This is a genomic window from Psychroflexus maritimus (assembly GCF_011089875.1).
In the GTDB taxonomy this organism is placed as follows: Bacteria; Bacteroidota; Bacteroidia; order Flavobacteriales; family Flavobacteriaceae; genus Psychroflexus; species Psychroflexus maritimus.
The window spans coordinates 1-17,963 of sequence record NZ_JAANAS010000041.1 but is presented as its reverse complement, the minus strand read 5'-3'; the positions used below and the strand labels follow the sequence as shown (position 1 = coordinate 17,963).

Genomic DNA, 17,963 nt, shown 5'->3' with positions numbered 1-17,963 from the left:
ATCTTTTCTTAAACACGCAAATGTTAAAATGCTCAAACATATATTTGAGCCATGAATTCAAGACTGTTTAAAATCTTAGTTGTTTTAATGAGTATTTCCTTGATTGGTATTATTACCGTTCAAGGTTTGTGGATAAAAGATGCGGTAGATAGCTCCGAAGAACAATTTTCTATGTCTGCAAAACAGGTCTTAATCAATGTTACTCAACAATTAGAAAAGACAGAATTAGAACACTATTATTTTGAATTTGCTGCTATTGCAGACGAAACACAACCTTTATCAACCCAACTTTCTGAGCTTTTTCAATTTAAGAAAGAGGAAGAAAATAGTGATTACTTCATTTATACCAATACTTTATTGCAAGAAGATTATAAATTGGCTTCACCATTTATTTTAGATGGTGCAGATAGTTTGGAATTCAAAAAATTAGTCAATAAAAAAGTAACACGCATTGTTCGCAGTGATGGAAAAGATGGCAACAATTTGTCGGCTACACAACGTTTCGAGAAAATTCAAAACCTAGCAGAGGATGAGCGTTTTTTAATGATGGATGTGATTCGAGAAAAAGCAAGTTCAATTCCTATTCATCAACGCATTGACCAAGCAGAATTAGCAAATTTTATCAAAGAAGAAATGGAACAGCGTAATTTGAGCTCTAACTTTGAATTTGCTGTTTATAGCAATAACTTAGCCACTAAAGTGCAAACCAGAAATTTTGAATTGAACTCGCCAACTACCTATGGGGTGCCTCTTTTTAGGAATCCTTCTAATCATTCAGAATATCAGCTTTTTATCAACTTTACCGATAAAAACAAACACATTATTGCAGATATTTCCAAACTTGGCTTTTTGTCTGTTATATTTACATTTATAATAATTCTTGCCTTTTCATCGGCAGTAAGTCAGATTTTTAAACAACGTCAAATTGCAGAAATTAAATCAGATTTCATCAATAATATGACGCATGAATTTAAAACTCCAATTGCTACTATAAACTTGGCTTTAGATTCGCTTACAAAATTTGATAAACCCGATGAAGATCGTTTGAATCGTTATTTGGGAATGATAAGGAGCGAAAATAAACGAATGCACGCACAAGTTGAAAACGTACTTCGTATTTCTAAATTAGAACGGAATGAATTAGATATAGATAAAGAACGTGTAAAGCTTCATGATCTTGTAAACCAAGCTATCTCGCATGTTGATTTGATTACCAAAAATAGAAATGGTTATGTGAATACTCATTTTGAGGCTAAAAAATGTTCCATATTAGCCAACACATCACATTTTACAAACGTTTTAGTAAATATACTAGACAATGCTATAAAGTACTCTCCAGACCAACCTAAGATAGATGTTTACACAGAAAATGTTAGAAATTATATTGTATGCACCATTAGAGACCAAGGCGCAGGGATGAATAAACAGGTTCAAAAACGCATCTTTGAAAAATTTTACCGTGAACATACAGGCGATGTGCATAATGTAAAGGGGCACGGACTTGGCCTAGCTTACGTTAAAAAAATTGTAGAAAATCACCACGGAGAAATTTCTGTGGAAAGCGAAAAAGGAGTAGGAAGCTCTTTTATAATTAAATTACCTTTAATATCATAAAAACTATGGAAACTGAAGAAAAAAAGATTTTGTTAGTTGAAGATGACCCTAACTTTGGCGTTGTCTTAAAAGATTATTTAAGCATGAATAACTATGATGTTACTCATGCTAAAAACGGAATGGAAGGCTATGAAAAATTCAAAAAAGGCGACTACGACCTTTGTATTTTGGATGTGATGATGCCTTATAAAGATGGCTTTACCTTAGCTAAAGAAATTAGAGAAAAGAATGAGGATGTTCCTATCATTTTTCTAACCGCTAAAGCTATGAAAGAAGATGTTTTAAAAGGCTATAAAGTAGGTGCAGACGATTACCTCAATAAACCTTTTGACAGCGAAGTCTTACTGATGAAAATTAAGGCAATCATGCAAAGAAAATCGTCTGATGGTTTAGCCGATAGCAAACAATTTGAATTTAACATAGGAAATTTCCACTTAAATTCTAAATTGAGATTTTTAACTTTTAAAGAGGATGAGCCTATCAAACTATCACCAAAAGAAAACGAGCTTTTACGTCTTTTGGCTTTGCATGAAAATGATTTAATGCCTAGAGAGTTGGCGTTGACAAAAATATGGAGAGATGACAATTACTTTACTTCTAGAAGTATGGATGTTTATATCGCTAAACTGAGAAAATACTTAAAAGTAGATGATTCTGTAGAAATCTTAAACATTCACGGAGAAGGCTTCCGTTTAGTAGTCAAAGATTCAGAGAAAAATAATGCTTAATTTAAGCCATTTTTTCAGTTCCTAAGTGATTTATCACAAGCTAAGTTTAAGCTTGGCTTGTGATATTACTTAGAGCTTTTCATCAATTGTTCTATTTCTTTTATAATTTGCTCTTTGGGTAAGTTGTATGCAAACCATTCAATGGCTTCTTGGTTTCTAAACCAAGTTAATTGCCGTTTAGCAAATCTGCGTGTATTTTTTTTGATTTCTGAAATCGCAAATTCCTTTGTCCATTCACCAGAAAAATACTTAAACAACTCTTTGTAGCCTACCGTATTTAGTGCGTTGAGGTTTTGTTGGTTAATTAAGGCTCTTGCTTCTTCTATAAGCCCCTCTTCAATCATCAAATCCACACGTTGTTCAATACGTTGATAAATCACTTCTCTAGGTGCAGTTAGTCCTACTTTAAGGCTTTTAAATTTACGTTTTGATTGGGCTTGACCCAAAAAGCTTGAAAATTTTTTACCTGAAGCTCGATAAACTTCTAGTGCTCTAATAATTCGATGTGGATTTTCTAAGTTTATTTTTTGCGCGTAGGTTGCATCTACTTTTTTTAATTCCTCTTGCAATGGACTTATCCCTTTTTGTTTATAAACTTCATTGAGTGCTAGCCTTATTTCTTCAGGTACTTCTGGAAATTGGTCTAAACCATCAACTAAAGCTTTTACATACAAGCCACTACCACCAACCGCAATAACAACATCATGTTTTTGGAATAGTTCTTCCAATTTATTTAATGCATCTTTTTCAAATTTGCCAACACTGTAAGGAGTTTTAATGCTCATCTGTTGAATAAAATGATGCGGCACTTCTTGAAGCTCTTCCGCAGAAGGAACAGCAGTACCTATTTTCATTTCCTTAAAAAACTGCCTTGAATCAGCAGAAATAATTTCAGTATCGAAATGTTTTGCTAAAGCAATACCTAGGCTAGTTTTTCCAATAGCCGTAGGCCCTAAAACACAAATTAGTTTTTTTTGACGCATTACTTTTCTAGAAAACTTTCTAAATCTTTATTACTGGAATACAAGACTAACACATCATCTTGGGCTATAACGGTATCGGCACTAGCTACGCCTTGTACAATGTTTTCTAACTTAGAATTTCCTAAAAGACTTTTTGATTCTGTTTTTTTGATGGTAGTTAAAATTAAAATGTTGTGTTTTCTTTTTAAATCGATTTCTCTTACGGTTTTACCGATGTATTTCTCTGGAGTTTTTACTTCAATAATACTGTGTTCATCGTCAAGTTCAAAAGAATCAATTACATTTTTGATGCATAATTTTTTAGCCCAACGTTCAGCGGTTTCTTCTTCTGGATGAACTATTTCATCAACGCCAATGGCTTTCAATACTTTTTCGTGTAGCGGGTTAATGGCTCGGCTAATTAAACGTTCTACTTTTAAGTTTTTAAAAAGCGCTGTAGTCATTACATTAGAACCTTGATCTTCACCAATAGCTACAATAACCATATCGGTTTCCTTTAATGGAAGTCCTGAAACCGCCACTTCATCGGTAGAATCCATACAAATCGTATGCGATATTTTTTCTTTGAACAGCTCTACTTTATTCATGCTGTTGTCAATACCAATCACTTCATTTCCTTTCTGAGTAAGCTTCTCACCCAAAGAAGAACCAAAATTTCCTAATCCTATAATAATTACTTTCATCTGCTTATATTTATTGTTTTTCAGTGGTCAAATGCAATCCGTTTAAATACTCTCCTGTGTGAAGAAAATTTGTGCATTTGTGTTTCATTTGTTTATTTATATCATATTTTACAGTAAGCCTTTATTCGAAAATTTTCAACTGAAATCGCTAATGCGTCAAGTATGAAAAATCTAGTTCAATTCATCATTCAAAATTTATATTTAGGTATTCGTACATCACTATACTCTATTGACTAATTCATTGTAATTTCTTCGGTAGGGTAGCGGTAGTTTATTTCTTTTACTTTCTTGAAAAAAGCAATAATTACGGTAAGTAAAGTAACCCTTCCAACAAACATAAGAACAGTAACAATTAATTTACCTAATTCACTCAATTCACCTGTAATACCAAGGCTTAAGCCAACGGTACTGTAGGCTGAAAAACATTCAAAAGCAATACTCAATAAATCTTTTTCGCTGTCTGTTATGGAAAGCAAAATTACGCTAAATCCTATTGCAATAAGCGATAAAGATATTATTGCAAAAGCTCTTCTCACCGAAATATCTGCAATTTCTCTTCTGAAGATTTCGATTTTATTTTTCCCTCTAGCTATACTGAAAATATTCAAAGTAGCAATAGCAAATGTACTGGTTTTAATTCCTCCTCCGGTGGAAGCTGGTGAGGCACCAATCCACATGAGTAAAAAAATGAGCATGATGCTCGAAAAATTAAGACTACTAAAGTCAACCGAATTAAATCCCGCTGTTCTAGGGGTTGTAGCATTAAAAAATGAAACTACAATTTTTCCAAATTCATTGTGTTCCGCAAGCGTATTATTAGCTTCCATTAAATAAAATAAGACAAAACCAAGGCTAGATATAGCAAAGGTAGTAATGAGTGTAATTCTACTGTTTAGGTTTAGCACCCAAGGTTTATAGTATTCTTTCGATTTAAATTTTGAAAATACCCTTATTCCCATGTATTTTGAATACGCATAAATATTAGCAACAATTGGAAAACCTAATCCACCAATAATAAAGGTAAAGGCCACAATGAGTTGAAACCCATAATTATACCTAAACTCTACCTCATATAGGCTATTTGATAAGGTTGAAAATCCTGCGTTACAAAAGGCTGATATAGCATGAAAAATAGAAAAGAAAAGTTGTTCTGAAATTGAGTTAAAATCTGAAGGATTAATACTAAAAAAAATAAGGATTGCAGAAATTCCTTCAATAATAAAGGTAATGAGCAAAATATTTTTTAAGGTAGAAAACACTTCACCAATCTTGTTTGAAGAGGTAACATCGGTAAGTACCATTTGATTTTGGTAAGTGTCATTTCCTTTAAAGAAGTAACTAAAATAACTGGCAAAAGTTAAAATACCTAAACCACCAAGTTGAATTAAAACCATGATTATTGATTGCCCTATTTCCGTGAAATAAGTAGCTGTATCAACCACAATTAAGCCTGTTACACAAACCGCCGAAGTAGCGGTAAAAAGTGCATCAATAAAACTGATGCCCTCATGGGTAGCAGTAGGTAACATAAGTAAGACCGAACCTACAAGTATAATTAATATAAAACTAGATATAAATAGTTGTGCAGGATTTAAAAAAGAAGTTTTGTAGTTGAAACGCAATTCAGAAAAATCTCTTATAAAACTTAAAACAACGGCTACTCTTAACCAAATATCATCATAAAAAACAGCAAAAAAATTATACTTTTCAACTTGGTCAAAATGATGGTAGATTACCCAAATTGAAAAAATAAGAGCTAAGGTATCAAAAACTATGGCTTTTTTTCGCTGGCGTTTTTCTGGGATAAAATACCTGCCAATAGTAGCAAAGACATTGACAATAAGAACACTTACATAGAACAATGCTAAAAGCGAAATAATTCGTGGTGATTGTTCAAAACCAAAATCTGAAATAATGCCTAACAAGCCGAAAAGACTCATTAAAAAAGCAAATCGCTCTAAAAATTGAATAAATTCTTCTTTAGATTTCATTCTTTATTTATAAATTTAAAATACCATTATTAGGATTCATTTACTTAGGTAATTCTTGAATTTTGTAGTGATTATTTTTCTTTCTTAAATACGAAGATACAATATGTCTTGCATTTGGATTATCCTCCATAGGAGTAATTAAAGACTTAATGCGCTTTAGTTCTTTTAATTGGTGGTTGAGGGCTACATAACCAAAGCCTTTAAATTTTCCATTTTCAATAAGTATGATTGATTTTTCTCCAAGCTTTCTTCCTTGGTCAACCACCAAAAAACTCTTATTTTGAAAGCTCAAGCGATCAATTAAAAGTCGCGCTCTTTGGTTGTATTCTTCTGGACTTTCATCTTGAACACAAGCGCCTTTACAAGCTTTTATGGTATAATTAAAACAAGCGCCTTTTGTTTTATGTAAGCCACACAATTTTTGGCACAACTCAAAGTCTTCAACATATTTATTCATCAAGCTTTTTGCTTGTTGTAAATTGGTAAAAGTAGTTAGGGGTACTCCTTTTTGTTTGGCAGAACCTATTTTAAATTCAATATAAGCCTCATTAGTAACATTTTCAAAAAGCACATGCGTATAATTTTTTGCTTTTAAAGCGCGGTTGTACTTTGGTTGTATATCTTTTATTTCTTGATTTTCTTTAAGTAAAGCTAAAACTTCATTGCCGGTAATGTCATAGCTTACGGAGGCTACTTCTCTTTGAATTTCTTTAGCTTTTGGTCGGTCGCTTGTAAAATGTTGATTAGCTCTTTTTTTCATGTTTTTACTTTTGCCAACATAAATAACTTTTCCTGTTTCATCAAAAAAGTAATACACTCCTGTTTTAGCGGGAATTTCTTCAATTAGTCGAATTAATTTTTTGTCTTTTGATTTTACAGGATGTAAACGTTGGCTTTCAGCAACTATATTTTTACGAGAATCTTTTTGAAGTAAAAGTTTAAACAATTCTACGGTAGCTTTAGCATCTCCAGAAGCTCGGTGTCTTTTGCTTACGGGAATTCCTAAACTTTTGCTGAGCTTACCCAATGAATATGAGTTTTCATCAGGAAGGAGCTTCTTAGCTAATTCAACTGTACAGATTGATTTTCGCTTGTAGTCATAGCCTAAACGTTTGAATTCAGTACGCAAAATTCGGTAGTCAAATTTGGCATTATGGGCAATTAATATGCAATCTTCCGTAATTTCTATAATGCGTTTAGCTACTTGATAAAATTTAGGGGCTGTCCTAAGCATCTCTTGGTTGATTCCTGTTAAGCCAACGACAAAAGATTGAATTTTTCGCTCAGGATTAATCAAACTACTAAACTGATCTACAATGTCACTGCCATCAAACTTATAGATAGCAATTTCTGTAATTCCTTCTTCGTTAAATTTACCTCCCGTAGATTCTATGTCTAAAACTGCAAACAATAAGTTATCTTTTATAATTACAAAAGTACATATATATTTTAAGTTTTATCTAATAGACCTTATTTATAAACGTTTTAGTTAGCAAGTTTGTAGGCTCATCAAACTTACTTTACAAATTCATTAATTGATTGAAAAAAAAATTTTTTTTGTTATTCATATAATTTCTAAAATACAAGAAAATCTCGCTACATTTGCAACTTCATTTTTTTGATTTATGCAGGCGTATTTTAAAGAATTTCCGAAAAATTTATCTATAGCTTTTCCTGTAATGCTGGGGCAGTTAGGACATGTTTTAGTAGGTTTTGTAGATAATGTAATGATTGGAAAGCTCGGTCCGGCGCCTTTAGCAGCCGTTTCCTTGGGAAATTCTGTTGTGTTCTTTGCTTTGTTTTTAGGCATTGGCTTTTCTTTTGCCATTACTCCTTTAGTAGCTGAAGCAGATGGGGAAGAGGATTATGTAAAAGGTCGCCAAGTTTTTCAACACGGCTTGTTGATGTGTGGTCTGTTAGGCATACTTCTTTTTGGATTATTACTTGCTGTTAAGCCTATTTTATACCATATAGATCAACCTACGGAAGTAGTTAATTTAGCAATTCCTTACCTTAATATTATAGCGCTTTCTATGATTCCTATGATGTTTTTTCAAGGATTTAAACAATTTGCTGATGGACTTTCGCTTACTAAATACGCAATGTATGCTACTATTATAGCCAATTTAATCAACGTTTTATTTAATTATCTACTCATTTATGGAATATGGATTTTTCCAAGACTTGAGCTTGAAGGGGCGGCTATTGGAACTTTAATTTCCAGAGTTTTTATGTTGATTTTCCTATTTTATATCTTAAAACGAAGACCTAAACTCAAGCCATTCTTCGTCTTAATGAAAAAGTCCTTACAGAAAAATATCTTTAAACGTCTATTTGGTTTAGGTTTTCCTACCGCTTTACAAATGCTATTTGAAGGAGGAATATTTACTGCCACGGTATTACTAGCAGGAACCCTAGGAACCAATGCACAAGCGGCTAATCAAATAGGATTAAATTTGGTTTCTATGACTTTTATGATTGCTGTTGGATTAGGTGTAACGGCAACTATTCGCGTTGGAAATCAAAAAGGAAAAAGAGATTTTGTTAATTTGAGAAGGCTTGCACAATCTATATTTGTTCAAGTCTTCCTGATTATGTCAGTTTTTGCTGTGGGGTATATTATGCTTAAATCTTTTTTACCAACTTTATATATTGATGATGTAGAAGTTGTTCAAATCGCTAGTCAGTTGCTTATCATAGCCGCTATATTTCAATTAAGCGATGGCTTACAAGTTGCTATTTTAGGAGCGCTTAGAGGTATGCAAGATGTAAAAATACCTACCTTGATTTGTTTCGTTGCTTATTGGTTAATTGGCTTCCCTATTTCTTACTTTTTAGGGAAAGAAGAGCATTTTTCAAGTATGGGAATTTGGTTTGGCTTACTTGCTGGTTTAACCACTTCTGCAATCCTCTTGTTTTTTAGATTTGAATATTTATCTAAGAAAAATATTACACAAGTTGTTTAAAAGCTTTAATTTTGAAAATTAATAAGTAGTTAAACATTTCATTATTTTAAATAGAAACACCTAGTTTGAGATAATAGATTATTAAAATTTTTAAGTAAATGTAATAACCACTGAAAAAAATATTTAGAAGTGAGTCGTTGTTCTTTATTTTTTAGGACATGATTAAATAATAATAGTTAGCAAAAAAGCTCAAGGATAAAAAGATATACAATGAAATTACCGCGATTTTTATTAGGTGATAATACCGATTTTCCAGAATCTATTTTTGTGATTCATACGGAATACCCAAGATTTATAATTGATTTAAGTACAGATGATCTCCAGTTTTGGGAAGCTATTCATCAAAGTGAAGAAGACGATCTAAAAGAAGAAACCGAAAACTTGATTAAAGAAGCTTCAGCTTTTTATGACCAAGAAGTTGAACGCTATACCCAAGAAGATTAAAATTGAATAATGAAAAACTTAGATAAAGAACTACTTCTTTGGTTGAATAATTGGGGTTCTGAAAGTATCGACTTTTTTTGGGTTTTTCTTACCGATAAATTTATAGCCATTCCTTTTTTTGGAATCTTAATCCTACTTATATGGTATAAATCAAATTTTAAAACAGCTTTTGTTGTTGGAGTTTTTCTACTAGCTTTAGTTGGATTTACCGACTTATTTGCAACGCTTATTAAAAATTGGGTAGAGCGGCCAAGACCTTGTAGTGTCCATTCCAATTTAACCGATCAGGTAAGAGTTGTAAGAGATGGGCTTTTTAGTAGCTTAACTAAATCAAATGCTGAAAAATGTGAAAAATTTAGTTTCTTTTCTTCGCATGCAGCTGTTTCATTTGCTTTAGCTGTGTTTCTAGGGCGCTTGCTTCAGAAGCTAAGAAAAGCGGCTTTACTTTGGATGTTACTTTGGGCATTTTTAGTTAGTGTTAGTCGTATTTATTTAGGATTTCATTATCCTTCTGATATTTTTGTAGGTGGTGTTGTAGGAATGGTTTTTGGCTTTATTGCCTTCGAAATTTATCAACTTGTCATAAAAAATTACTTATCCAAATTTGCTTTTAAACCCAATAAATAATTAGCAGCTTCAAATGGAGTAGTGGAGTTGTTGTCTATTTTTTCTAACTGTTCTTCTAAGGCTTTTTTTATTACTTCCGATTTATAAAAGTTTCTTTTAAGTTGATCATCAATGCTCTGAAGTAACCAAAACTTGTTTTGTTCTTTTCTGTTAAGGTAGAAAAATTCGTTTTCTTTTGTGGCGGCAAAGTAGGTTGACAGCATTTTCCAAACTTCTTCAATTCCTTCATTATGCAAAGCACTACAAAGCTTTACTTTAGGTTTCCACTGACTTTTTTTCTCAGGATAAAGATGTAAAGCTCTGTTGAATTCAACTTTAGCTTTCTGAGCTGCTTTTTTATTATTACCGTCTGCTTTATTGATGATTATAGCATCGGCCATTTCAATAATTCCTCGTTTAATTCCCTGAAGTTCGTCACCTGCTCCAGCTAATTTTAAAAGTAAGAAAAAGTCGGTCATAGAATGAACAATGGTTTCGCTTTGTCCTACTCCTACGGTTTCAATTAAAATGACATCATAACCAGCCGCTTCACATAAGATAACACTTTCTCTTGTTTTTCTGGCTACTCCTCCTAAAGAACTCCCAGATGCTGTTGGACGAATAAAGGCATTTGGGTTTTTCACCAATTCTTCCATTCGGGTTTTGTCGCCCAAAATACTTCCCTTAGAAATTGAGCTTGTGGGATCTACGGCAAGTACGGCAACTTTTTTACCTAATTGTGTTAAGTACATGCCAAAGGCTTCTATAAAGGTAGATTTGCCAACACCAGGCACTCCGGTAATTCCAATTCTAATAGATTTGTTGGCTTTAGGAAGGCAGGCTTCAATAATTTTTTGAACCAATTGATCGTGTTTTGAAGCATTACTTTCAATGTAGGTAATGGCTTTACTTAAGTCTGTTTTATTTCCATTTATAATGCCCTCGATTAACTTTTGCTCATCTATTTTTTGCTTTCTTATACGCTGAATACGCGCTACCGATGCTTTGCCAATATGACCTGATTTTTCCTTAGCAGGCGTATGACCTAAAGCAGATTTAAAGCTTTCTTCTTTTTTATTTACCAAAATAAATAGTTTATACGTTTAGTAAACGTGCATTAATGGGAATTAACAAATATAGGATAAAGTTTTCTTTTGGAAAATGAAGGCCGAGGTCAATTTGACGTGATAGGTAAATTGGTATAAGTTGATTACTTCATCTAATTTTAATATAACATTTAAAGAATAGGAAAAACAAATAAGTAAATTGTAAAAAATTTAAATGTAAAATTATGAAGACCTTATACACAGCAAAAGTAACTTCCGAAAGGGGAAGAGCTGGACATGCAAAATCAGATGATGGTATAATTGATTTGCCTTTAAGCGTTCCTGAAGATATGGGAGGTGATGGTGGTAATGGCACTAACCCAGAGCAATTTTTTGGCGCGGCTTATTCGGCTTGTTTTGGAGGAGCGGTAAAAGCCGTAGCCGACCAGCATAACGTTGATATTGGAGAGGATTTTTCGGTTACTGCGCATATTAGCCTAGGTAAAACAGAAGAAGGCGATTTTCAGTTGGCCGCCGAATTAGACACCTACTTACCTAAAGTTACTTCAATTGAAGTGGGGGAGAAAATTATTAATGAAGCCCATATAATGTGTCCATTTTCAAGGGCAACGCGAGATAATATTGATGTGACTTTAAATTTGTTGTTAGACGAATAAGAAAAAACTCTACTAAAACCGAAGTTGTTTTTCTTCGGTTTTAGTAGTCAGTTTATGGCTTATGGGCTTGTCTTTGTTTTTTTTTGATTAATTTGTTGTAATTACCCCCATTCTATAAGTGTTTTGACAATGATGTATAGCACAATTAGTTTAGCTGTAAATAAGCTAAACATTATTAGCTTATATCTGTTTAATTTTATCATATTTAAAGGTTTTGGGATATTCATATTAAGTAAGTATTTTTCTTGGTTTTGTGTTTAAAGCACTTAAAAGTTGTTTGAGTAAGTTTGGATTTTTTGATAAATCTTTTACATGAATTTCTAAATCTGATTGATTTGAATTTTCAACTTCTTCTAATAAATCATCTATAACTACTTTAAAGTAATAGTTTCCAGCAATATTCAATGCGAACTTATCTTTGCTTGAAGGATTGTGATTAATAGAAAAAATAAATTTTGATTTAATTAGAGCATTTAAAAAACAGAAATAATTATATCTTTTAATCTGAATTGATTTAATCTGATTTCTTTTTATGTTTTGAATGAAATTAACTGGTGTACTTGGGTGAAGAAACAAAATTACATCTGTGCAAGCTGAAACCTCCTGAGTAAATTTCAAGACTTGATTATTTAAATCGTCAAACGTTTGATAATGACGACCAATTACTATAACAGATTTCATTTTACCTTGTTTCAAAAATACAAGGCAAGCTTTATGCCATAGCTTATAGTTTTGATAAACAGCAAATTAAAAATAAGAAAAATTGTTTTTTTTGGAATTTATTCTATAATTCAGAATAAATAAACGAGTGGAGTCTTTTTTTTAATCTTTCAAGCGAAAGTTTCATGCTTTTGCAAAGCAAACTGAGTTTTTCAAGCTGATTAGTGTTCATTATTTCATTACTTAACTCAACCATTTCAATTAAGCTAAAATCAATTAAGCTAGGTTTAATCTTATGACATAAACGTTTTGCTTTTTCATAATTCTCTTCGGAAAGCAAGCTTTCAAATTCATTGTCAGTTTGTGAAATGATGTCTAGGAAAGTGGTTATTAATTCTTCTTCAAAATGCTTATTTCCTTCTGTTAATTCTTTTATTTGGTCTAGATTAAATTCAGTATTTATTTCTTCTTCTTTCTTATTAGGCCTTCTTTGTAAATAGCTAGTGCATTTTTCTATAAGTACCTTTTCTTTAAAGGGTTTAGTAAGAAAGTCATTCATGCCGTGTTTAAGAAAGATTTCTAAATCTCCTTTAAATACATTTGCTGTAAGGGCAATGATTGGGGTGTTTAGTTTTAACTTATCTCTAATAATTTTTGTACATTCAATACCATCCATTACTGGCATTTGAATGTCCATAAGTATTAAATCTATTTCATTAGATTGTACAATAGATAAAGCTTCTTCCCCATTAGAAGCTTCAAGCGTTTCAAAATTATTTCTTTCAAGTATTTTTTTAACAATAAGGGTGTTCATTTTATTGTCTTCAACAATTAAAACTTTAGGAGTAGTTTTAAATTTACTGCTGGTCTCTGGTTTTTTTATACTTGTATTTTGGAGGAATGACGATTTATGAAAAGCTAGTTGAAATGAAACTTTTGTTCCTTTGTTTTTTATAGAATCAATATTAATTTCACTGTTCATAAGGTTGATAATTCGCTTAGAAATCGTCATTCCTAGTCCTGTACTCTGATGTTCATGTTGTTCTGTTGTGTATTCATTAAATAGCAAGTTTAAAAATTCAGCGCTCATGCCAATCCCGGTATCAGCTATCTCAAACTCAATTACAACTTGACTTTTATTTTCTTTTATTTTAGTAATCTTAAAAACTACGTCCCCTTTTTCTGTGTATTTTACAGCATTGTTTAGTAGGTTAATGATAACTTGTGAGAGTTTAGTTGCGTCACCAACAAGGTGTTGTTCTAGGTGTAAAGCGAAGTTAATTTGGTAATTTAGACCTTTTTCCTTAGCTAAATTTGCTAAAATAGAGAAGGAATTGTGACATATTTTTTCCAAATCAAATGCTTCTTCTTTTAGGGTCATTTCATTGGCGTTTATTTTTGCCATATCTAAAACATTATTTACTAGGCTTAGCAGGTGTTCGCTGGCATTTTTAGTTTGTTCTAGCAGAAAGTCCTTTTCTTTTTCAACTTTTGTTTTTGAAATCTCAGCTATAGCACCATTAATAATATTTAGAGGTGTTCGTATTTCATGGCTCATGTTCGCTAAAAAACGGTCTTTTTCTTTTGAAGCAGCTTCTGCCTTCTCCTTAGCCACTTTTAAATCGGCTTCCAATTGTTTTTTTTGTGTAATATCTAAAAATGCTCCTATATAACCAATGATATTATTTCTTTCATCAAGCTTTAAGCCAATACTTATGTAAATGATTTTCTGTTTTTTATGTTTGGTATAAGTAGTTAATTCAATATTTAAGGTTTGATTTAAATTCATTTGGGTAAGCTGTTCATAAAGTACAGCTTTATCTTGATCATTTAAAAAGAGTGTTAAGGCGTTTTTGCCTATGAGTTCAGAATTTGTATATGCGTATAAATTCACAAAGTTTTCGTTCACATAAACAATTTTAAAATCTCGATCTAGTTCGATTAAATTTAAGTCAACGCTCTTAATTAAAGATTGAAACCTTTCTTCTTGTTCTTTAATTCTGAAAGCATATTTTTTTCTTTTCTCTATATTTACCAATAAGTCGGCATAAAGTTCCAGTAATTTTTTTTCACGATTTGAATAATGTTTGTAATGATTCACCGAGTCAAAACCAACAAAGCCGATTAGCTTTTTGTTGTCAATCATAGGAATAGTAATGAGGCTTTTTATGCCCTGTGCAGACAAGATTTCTTTAACGCTCATCTCACCTTCATCGGGTAAATCTTCTATTTTATCTACAAAAAAAGGCTTACCTCTTTCGTGTTTATTTAGCCAATCTTGCAGATTTTCTGTCCCTACGTTTTGAAGGTTTTCAATCTCTGGACTAACCCCTTCAGCACACCATTCATAGGTGTTGGATGAGGTTTTTAATTGGAGGTCATACTCAAAAATATAACTTCTATCAGCTTTTACAAATTCACCGATTTCTTTCAATGATTGCTGAATAATTTCTTCCACAGAATGGAGTTCGGTATTAATATAAGTTGAAGAAATTTTTAAAAGTAAGTTTTGAAACTTTAATTCTTCTTCAATAATTTTTTCATTTTTTATTTTTTCAGATATATCTCTACCAATAGAAACAATGAGTTTAACACCAGCTTTTTCAATCAGTTTACTTTTTATTTCTAACGGGGTTCTTTCCTTAGTTTTTAGGTTTATAAAGTTAGTCTTATAGTTATAGGTATCCTGTTTCAATAAATTTTGAAGTTGCTCTTGCCACTTCTTAGCAGATTTATTTTTAAAGTCTTCATCGATATCTTGGTAGTAATATTGATTGATTTCGTCTTTTTTGATTCCTGTAATTTGATAAGCAAAAGTGTTGCAGTAGTAAATGGAACCATTTTCGTAAGTAAGAAATATAGCATCTGAGGATTGATTTATAATGGATTGGAAAAAATTTAAATCTTTTTCCTTTTTCTTATTATTTGAAATATCAAGGACTAGCGAAATAATGCCTTCAACTTCATTATCATTAATGATAAAAGGTAACTTTGAAATTAAAGAATGCCTATTGTTACGGTCTATTATTTCTTTATTAAGAATGGCTTGTTTCTTATGAAGGATATATTGGTCTTTAAGCTTGATTCGTTCTTGAGTTTCTTCACTATAAAATTGATCTTCATTTTTTCCAATTAATTCAGTCTCAGTGTTGAGCTTGTGAAAAGCTAATTCTTCTTTATTGGCCAGCTTAATTTTTCCTTTATTGTTTTTTAAATTTATACGAATAGGTATATGGTCAAGAATGGTTTTCACTAATAGTCTTTCTTCTAGAAGTTGCTGTTCTATTCGGGTTCTATATTCTCTTTTATGGGTGTTGAGCAGTGTGTCTCCATAAAATTGAAACACTGGAATTAGCTCATTTTCAAAATTCTCAGGAAAAGCAGAGGTTTTAACTAATACAATATTTCCGTAGTTAGAAAGAGTATAAATATAAATAAAGAAGGAGTCAATTTTAAAAAATGAAGGGCTCATTTTTTGTTTGCTTCTAACTTCCTTGTCTTTAGCTAATTTTTGCTTTATTTCTTCGAAGCATCTATTTTCTCGAAATGCCTTTGGATAGATATATGTTGATTGGCTTAATTCAATTTCTTTAGTAGGAAGTATAAAAGCACATTGGCAGTTTAACTTCTTCACATAAAAAATTAATGTTTCATGTAGGAGGTATTGTTCACTTAGATTACTTCTAACTGAGAAAGTTAATTCTAAAAGAAGCGTTGAATTATTCGTCATCATTAAAATTTAGTTGTAACAACAATCTTTTTCTACATCTCTAACACACCCCATCCTTTGTTGCTAATTTCACCGATTGAAAAGGCTCCAGAAATTCGGTGTTCATTGCTTTACAGCGTTGAACTAGTTGTTTAAAGTTGTCAAAGCTAGAAATAAGAGCTTTAGGATTAGTGATGTATTTTGTATTCATGGCTTGATCCTAATTTGGTTTTTCTTAGCTAAATTATAAATTGTAGATATACCTATGTCTAATAATTCAGCTACTTTTTTAATATTGTAACTGTTTTTTTCTAAACAGTCTTGAATAATTATATTCGTATATTCTTTCAGCGATTTATTCTGTGTTAAATCAAATTTTGTTTTTTTCTTTGGAAAGCTAATGTCTTCTTCTTTTATTTCCGAACCTTCGGCTAATACACATGCTAACTCTACAACCGATTTAAGCTCCCTTATGTTTCCTGGGTAATTGTATTCTATCAATTTTTCTTTAGCTTCTCTACTAAATGTAAGCTGGGGTAGTTTATTTTCTCTGGTGAAAGATTTTCCAAATTCTTGTGCCAAAAGAAATATGTCACTACCGCGTTCTCTAAGAGGTGGTAAATGTATTGGAAAGCCATAAATCCTGTAATATAAGTCTTCTCTAAAATTCCCTTTCTCAATCTCATCCTTTAAATCTCTATGCGTGGCGCAAATAAGTCTAGTTTGTATAGGAATTGTTTTAGTTCCTCCAATCCTTCTGATTTCTCTCTCCTGAAGAGCCCTTAGTAGTTTGGCCTGAAACCTTATGTTTAATTCAGCTATTTCATCTAAAAACAAGGTGCCGTTTTCAGCTTCTTCAAAAAGCCCTTTTTTTTGTTTATCAGCTCCTGTAAAGGCTCCTTTTTCATATCCAAAAAGTTCACTTTCAATTAAATTCTCAGGTATTGCAGACATATTCACCGCTATAAAGTCGCCCTCATATTTATTTTGATAATTATGAATAGCTTTAGCTACTAACTCTTTACCTGTTCCTGTTTCTCCCGAGATAAGCACTGTGATATTGGCTGTTGTTGCCTTGTGAATTAGACTTTTAATATGCTTTATTTCTTTGCTATTACCCGACAACTCAGGAATGTCTAAATTTTTGATTTTAGACTCTAGTGTGTTTATTTTCTCTTTTAATTGTTTTTTTTCTTTTATACTTTCAACCGCTTTCCATAAGTATTCCTTCAAATTTTGGTCTTTTGGAATATAATCTTTAACTCCTTTCTTCATCAATTCTACGGCCACCGAAATATTTTCTTGACTACTCACCACTAATATATCCTGTTCAGGATTAGTCGCTAAGATTTTTGTTATCAAGTCTTTACCATTCATTGTTGGTAACATGAGATCAACACATATTAAATCTGGTTGCTCTTTCAGCTTAGCCAACAAATCCTCGGGTTCTTTTAATAGCTCTACGCAATGTTCTGAGTTTATAGACAACAAATGCTTTAATTTTTTTTGCATCCATACATCGTCATCTATAACAAAAATTTTATAAGTCATAATATTCGTTTCATTAAACAAATTTACATTATTTGACTAAGTTTTGCTTTTTTTATATGATAATAAATAACTTTGATTTTCCCTTATCCAAAATAACCTATACCAGAAATGGGATTATTTCACTTACTAGATACTATACATTCAAAGGGTTTTAGCCAAAATCTTTTTTAATCTAACAAAAAAACCACCTTTAATTAAAGGTGGTTTTTGAATCAACTGCAAAATGATTTTGCTATTTTCTTAGTTTATTTATTCCTAAATATCCGCCAATGGCTAAACCAAGATACACCAGCATGTGTATGGGC

General features: G+C 31.8%; 15 protein-coding genes. 6 read left to right on the top strand and 9 right to left on the bottom strand.

All coding sequences use genetic code 11. From position 1 onward, the window contains the following. Positions 1 to 51 precede the first annotated feature (51 nt). Both G7034_RS05675 and G7034_RS05670 read left to right on the top strand, forming a co-directional pair. The gene (locus tag G7034_RS05675; protein WP_166400001.1) at positions 52 to 1,614 is read left to right on the top strand and encodes a sensor histidine kinase; all 1,563 of its coding nucleotides are present in this window, start codon (positions 52 to 54) and stop codon (positions 1,612 to 1,614) included. Positions 1,615 to 1,619: 5 nt separating this feature from the next. Further along, positions 1,620 to 2,342: a response regulator transcription factor gene (locus tag G7034_RS05670; protein WP_166400000.1), complete on the top strand. Its 723-nt coding sequence runs from the start codon at positions 1,620 to 1,622 to the stop codon at positions 2,340 to 2,342. Positions 2,343 to 2,407: 65 nt separating this feature from the next. Here the strand turns inward: G7034_RS05670 and miaA are convergent, their stop codons facing one another. The 4 genes from miaA to G7034_RS05650 all read right to left on the bottom strand — a co-directional run bounded on the left by miaA (position 2,408) and on the right by G7034_RS05650 (position 7,410). Continuing rightward, a complete protein-coding gene (gene miaA, locus G7034_RS05665) occupies positions 2,408 to 3,325 on the bottom strand; it encodes a tRNA (adenosine(37)-N6)-dimethylallyltransferase MiaA (RefSeq protein WP_166399999.1) in 918 nt (305 codons plus the stop codon). Continuing rightward, complete coding sequence (locus G7034_RS05660) at positions 3,325 to 4,008, bottom strand: potassium channel family protein (RefSeq protein ID WP_166399998.1); 684 nt, start codon at positions 4,006 to 4,008, stop codon at positions 3,325 to 3,327. The genes miaA and G7034_RS05660 overlap by 1 nt, the downstream gene beginning before the upstream one ends. 233 nt (positions 4,009 to 4,241) lie before the next feature. After that, positions 4,242 to 5,999: a TrkH family potassium uptake protein gene (locus tag G7034_RS05655; protein ID WP_166399997.1), complete on the bottom strand. Its 1,758-nt coding sequence runs from the start codon at positions 5,997 to 5,999 to the stop codon at positions 4,242 to 4,244. Between the two features lie 40 nt (positions 6,000 to 6,039). After that, on the bottom strand, positions 6,040 to 7,410 hold the full coding sequence (locus tag G7034_RS05650; RefSeq protein WP_166399996.1) for an exonuclease domain-containing protein: 1,371 nt from the start codon (positions 7,408 to 7,410) through the stop codon (positions 6,040 to 6,042). A 214-nt stretch (positions 7,411 to 7,624) separates the two neighbouring features. On the opposite strand from G7034_RS05650, the gene G7034_RS05645 reads away from it, so the two are divergent. From G7034_RS05645 to G7034_RS05635, 3 genes are all read left to right on the top strand, one after another. After that, positions 7,625 to 8,965, top strand: a complete 1,341-nt coding sequence (locus tag G7034_RS05645; protein WP_166399995.1) for an MATE family efflux transporter — start codon at positions 7,625 to 7,627, stop codon at positions 8,963 to 8,965. Between the two features lie 210 nt (positions 8,966 to 9,175). Next, positions 9,176 to 9,409 (top strand): hypothetical protein, encoded by a 234-nt coding sequence (locus G7034_RS05640; protein WP_166399994.1) that lies wholly within the window; start codon positions 9,176 to 9,178, stop codon positions 9,407 to 9,409. A gap of 9 nt (positions 9,410 to 9,418) precedes the next feature. Next, positions 9,419 to 10,036, top strand: a complete 618-nt coding sequence (locus G7034_RS05635) for a phosphatase PAP2 family protein (protein ID WP_166399993.1) — start codon at positions 9,419 to 9,421, stop codon at positions 10,034 to 10,036. Here G7034_RS05635 and meaB read toward each other — a convergent pair. Beyond that, positions 10,000 to 11,100 (bottom strand): methylmalonyl Co-A mutase-associated GTPase MeaB, encoded by a 1,101-nt coding sequence (gene meaB, locus G7034_RS05630; RefSeq protein ID WP_187349865.1) that lies wholly within the window; start codon positions 11,098 to 11,100, stop codon positions 10,000 to 10,002. The genes G7034_RS05635 and meaB overlap by 37 nt on opposite strands. A gap of 206 nt (positions 11,101 to 11,306) precedes the next feature. Here meaB and G7034_RS05625 point away from each other — a divergent pair, with 206 nt between their 5' ends. Continuing rightward, complete coding sequence (locus tag G7034_RS05625; protein ID WP_166399992.1) at positions 11,307 to 11,738, top strand: organic hydroperoxide resistance protein; 432 nt, start codon at positions 11,307 to 11,309, stop codon at positions 11,736 to 11,738. A gap of 228 nt (positions 11,739 to 11,966) precedes the next feature. Here G7034_RS05625 and G7034_RS05620 read toward each other — a convergent pair whose 3' ends face one another. From G7034_RS05620 to G7034_RS05605, 4 genes are all read right to left on the bottom strand, one after another. Continuing rightward, positions 11,967 to 12,419: a hypothetical protein gene (locus G7034_RS05620; RefSeq protein WP_166399991.1), complete on the bottom strand. Its 453-nt coding sequence runs from the start codon at positions 12,417 to 12,419 to the stop codon at positions 11,967 to 11,969. Positions 12,420 to 12,522: 103 nt separating this feature from the next. Next, positions 12,523 to 16,128: a PAS domain S-box protein gene (locus G7034_RS05615; RefSeq protein ID WP_166399990.1), complete on the bottom strand. Its 3,606-nt coding sequence runs from the start codon at positions 16,126 to 16,128 to the stop codon at positions 12,523 to 12,525. Positions 16,129 to 16,168: 40 nt separating this feature from the next. After that, positions 16,169 to 16,318 carry a hypothetical protein gene (locus tag G7034_RS05610; RefSeq protein WP_166399989.1) on the bottom strand — a complete coding sequence of 50 codons (150 nt, stop codon included), beginning with the start codon at positions 16,316 to 16,318 and terminating at the stop codon, positions 16,169 to 16,171. Then, the gene (locus G7034_RS05605; protein ID WP_166399988.1) at positions 16,315 to 17,658 is read right to left on the bottom strand and encodes a sigma-54-dependent transcriptional regulator; all 1,344 of its coding nucleotides are present in this window, start codon (positions 17,656 to 17,658) and stop codon (positions 16,315 to 16,317) included. Before G7034_RS05605 ends, G7034_RS05610 begins: the two co-directional genes overlap by 4 nt. Between the last annotated feature and the right edge of the window lie 305 nt (positions 17,659 to 17,963).

What these genes read in the sequence shown, in the direction of transcription:
- G7034_RS05645 (WP_166399995.1), top strand. Translation starts at nt 7,625, where the DNA reads ATGCAGGCGTATTTTAAAGAATTTCCGAAAAATTTATCTATAGCTTTT.
- G7034_RS05670 (WP_166400000.1), top strand. Translation starts at nt 1,620, where the DNA reads ATGGAAACTGAAGAAAAAAAGATTTTGTTAGTTGAAGATGACCCTAAC.
- G7034_RS05640 (WP_166399994.1), top strand. Translation starts at nt 9,176, where the DNA reads ATGAAATTACCGCGATTTTTATTAGGTGATAATACCGATTTTCCAGAA.
- G7034_RS05660 (WP_166399998.1), bottom strand. Translation starts at nt 4,008, where the DNA reads ATGAAAGTAATTATTATAGGATTAGGAAATTTTGGTTCTTCTTTGGGT.
- G7034_RS05615 (WP_166399990.1), bottom strand. Translation starts at nt 16,128, where the DNA reads ATGACGAATAATTCAACGCTTCTTTTAGAATTAACTTTCTCAGTTAGA.
- G7034_RS05605 (WP_166399988.1), bottom strand. Translation starts at nt 17,658, where the DNA reads ATGACTTATAAAATTTTTGTTATAGATGACGATGTATGGATGCAAAAA.
- miaA (WP_166399999.1), bottom strand. Translation starts at nt 3,325, where the DNA reads ATGCGTCAAAAAAAACTAATTTGTGTTTTAGGGCCTACGGCTATTGGA.
- G7034_RS05675 (WP_166400001.1), top strand. Translation starts at nt 52, where the DNA reads ATGAATTCAAGACTGTTTAAAATCTTAGTTGTTTTAATGAGTATTTCC.
- G7034_RS05655 (WP_166399997.1), bottom strand. Translation starts at nt 5,999, where the DNA reads ATGAAATCTAAAGAAGAATTTATTCAATTTTTAGAGCGATTTGCTTTT.
- G7034_RS05635 (WP_166399993.1), top strand. Translation starts at nt 9,419, where the DNA reads ATGAAAAACTTAGATAAAGAACTACTTCTTTGGTTGAATAATTGGGGT.
- G7034_RS05610 (WP_166399989.1), bottom strand. Translation starts at nt 16,318, where the DNA reads ATGAATACAAAATACATCACTAATCCTAAAGCTCTTATTTCTAGCTTT.
- G7034_RS05625 (WP_166399992.1), top strand. Translation starts at nt 11,307, where the DNA reads ATGAAGACCTTATACACAGCAAAAGTAACTTCCGAAAGGGGAAGAGCT.
- G7034_RS05620 (WP_166399991.1), bottom strand. Translation starts at nt 12,419, where the DNA reads ATGAAATCTGTTATAGTAATTGGTCGTCATTATCAAACGTTTGACGAT.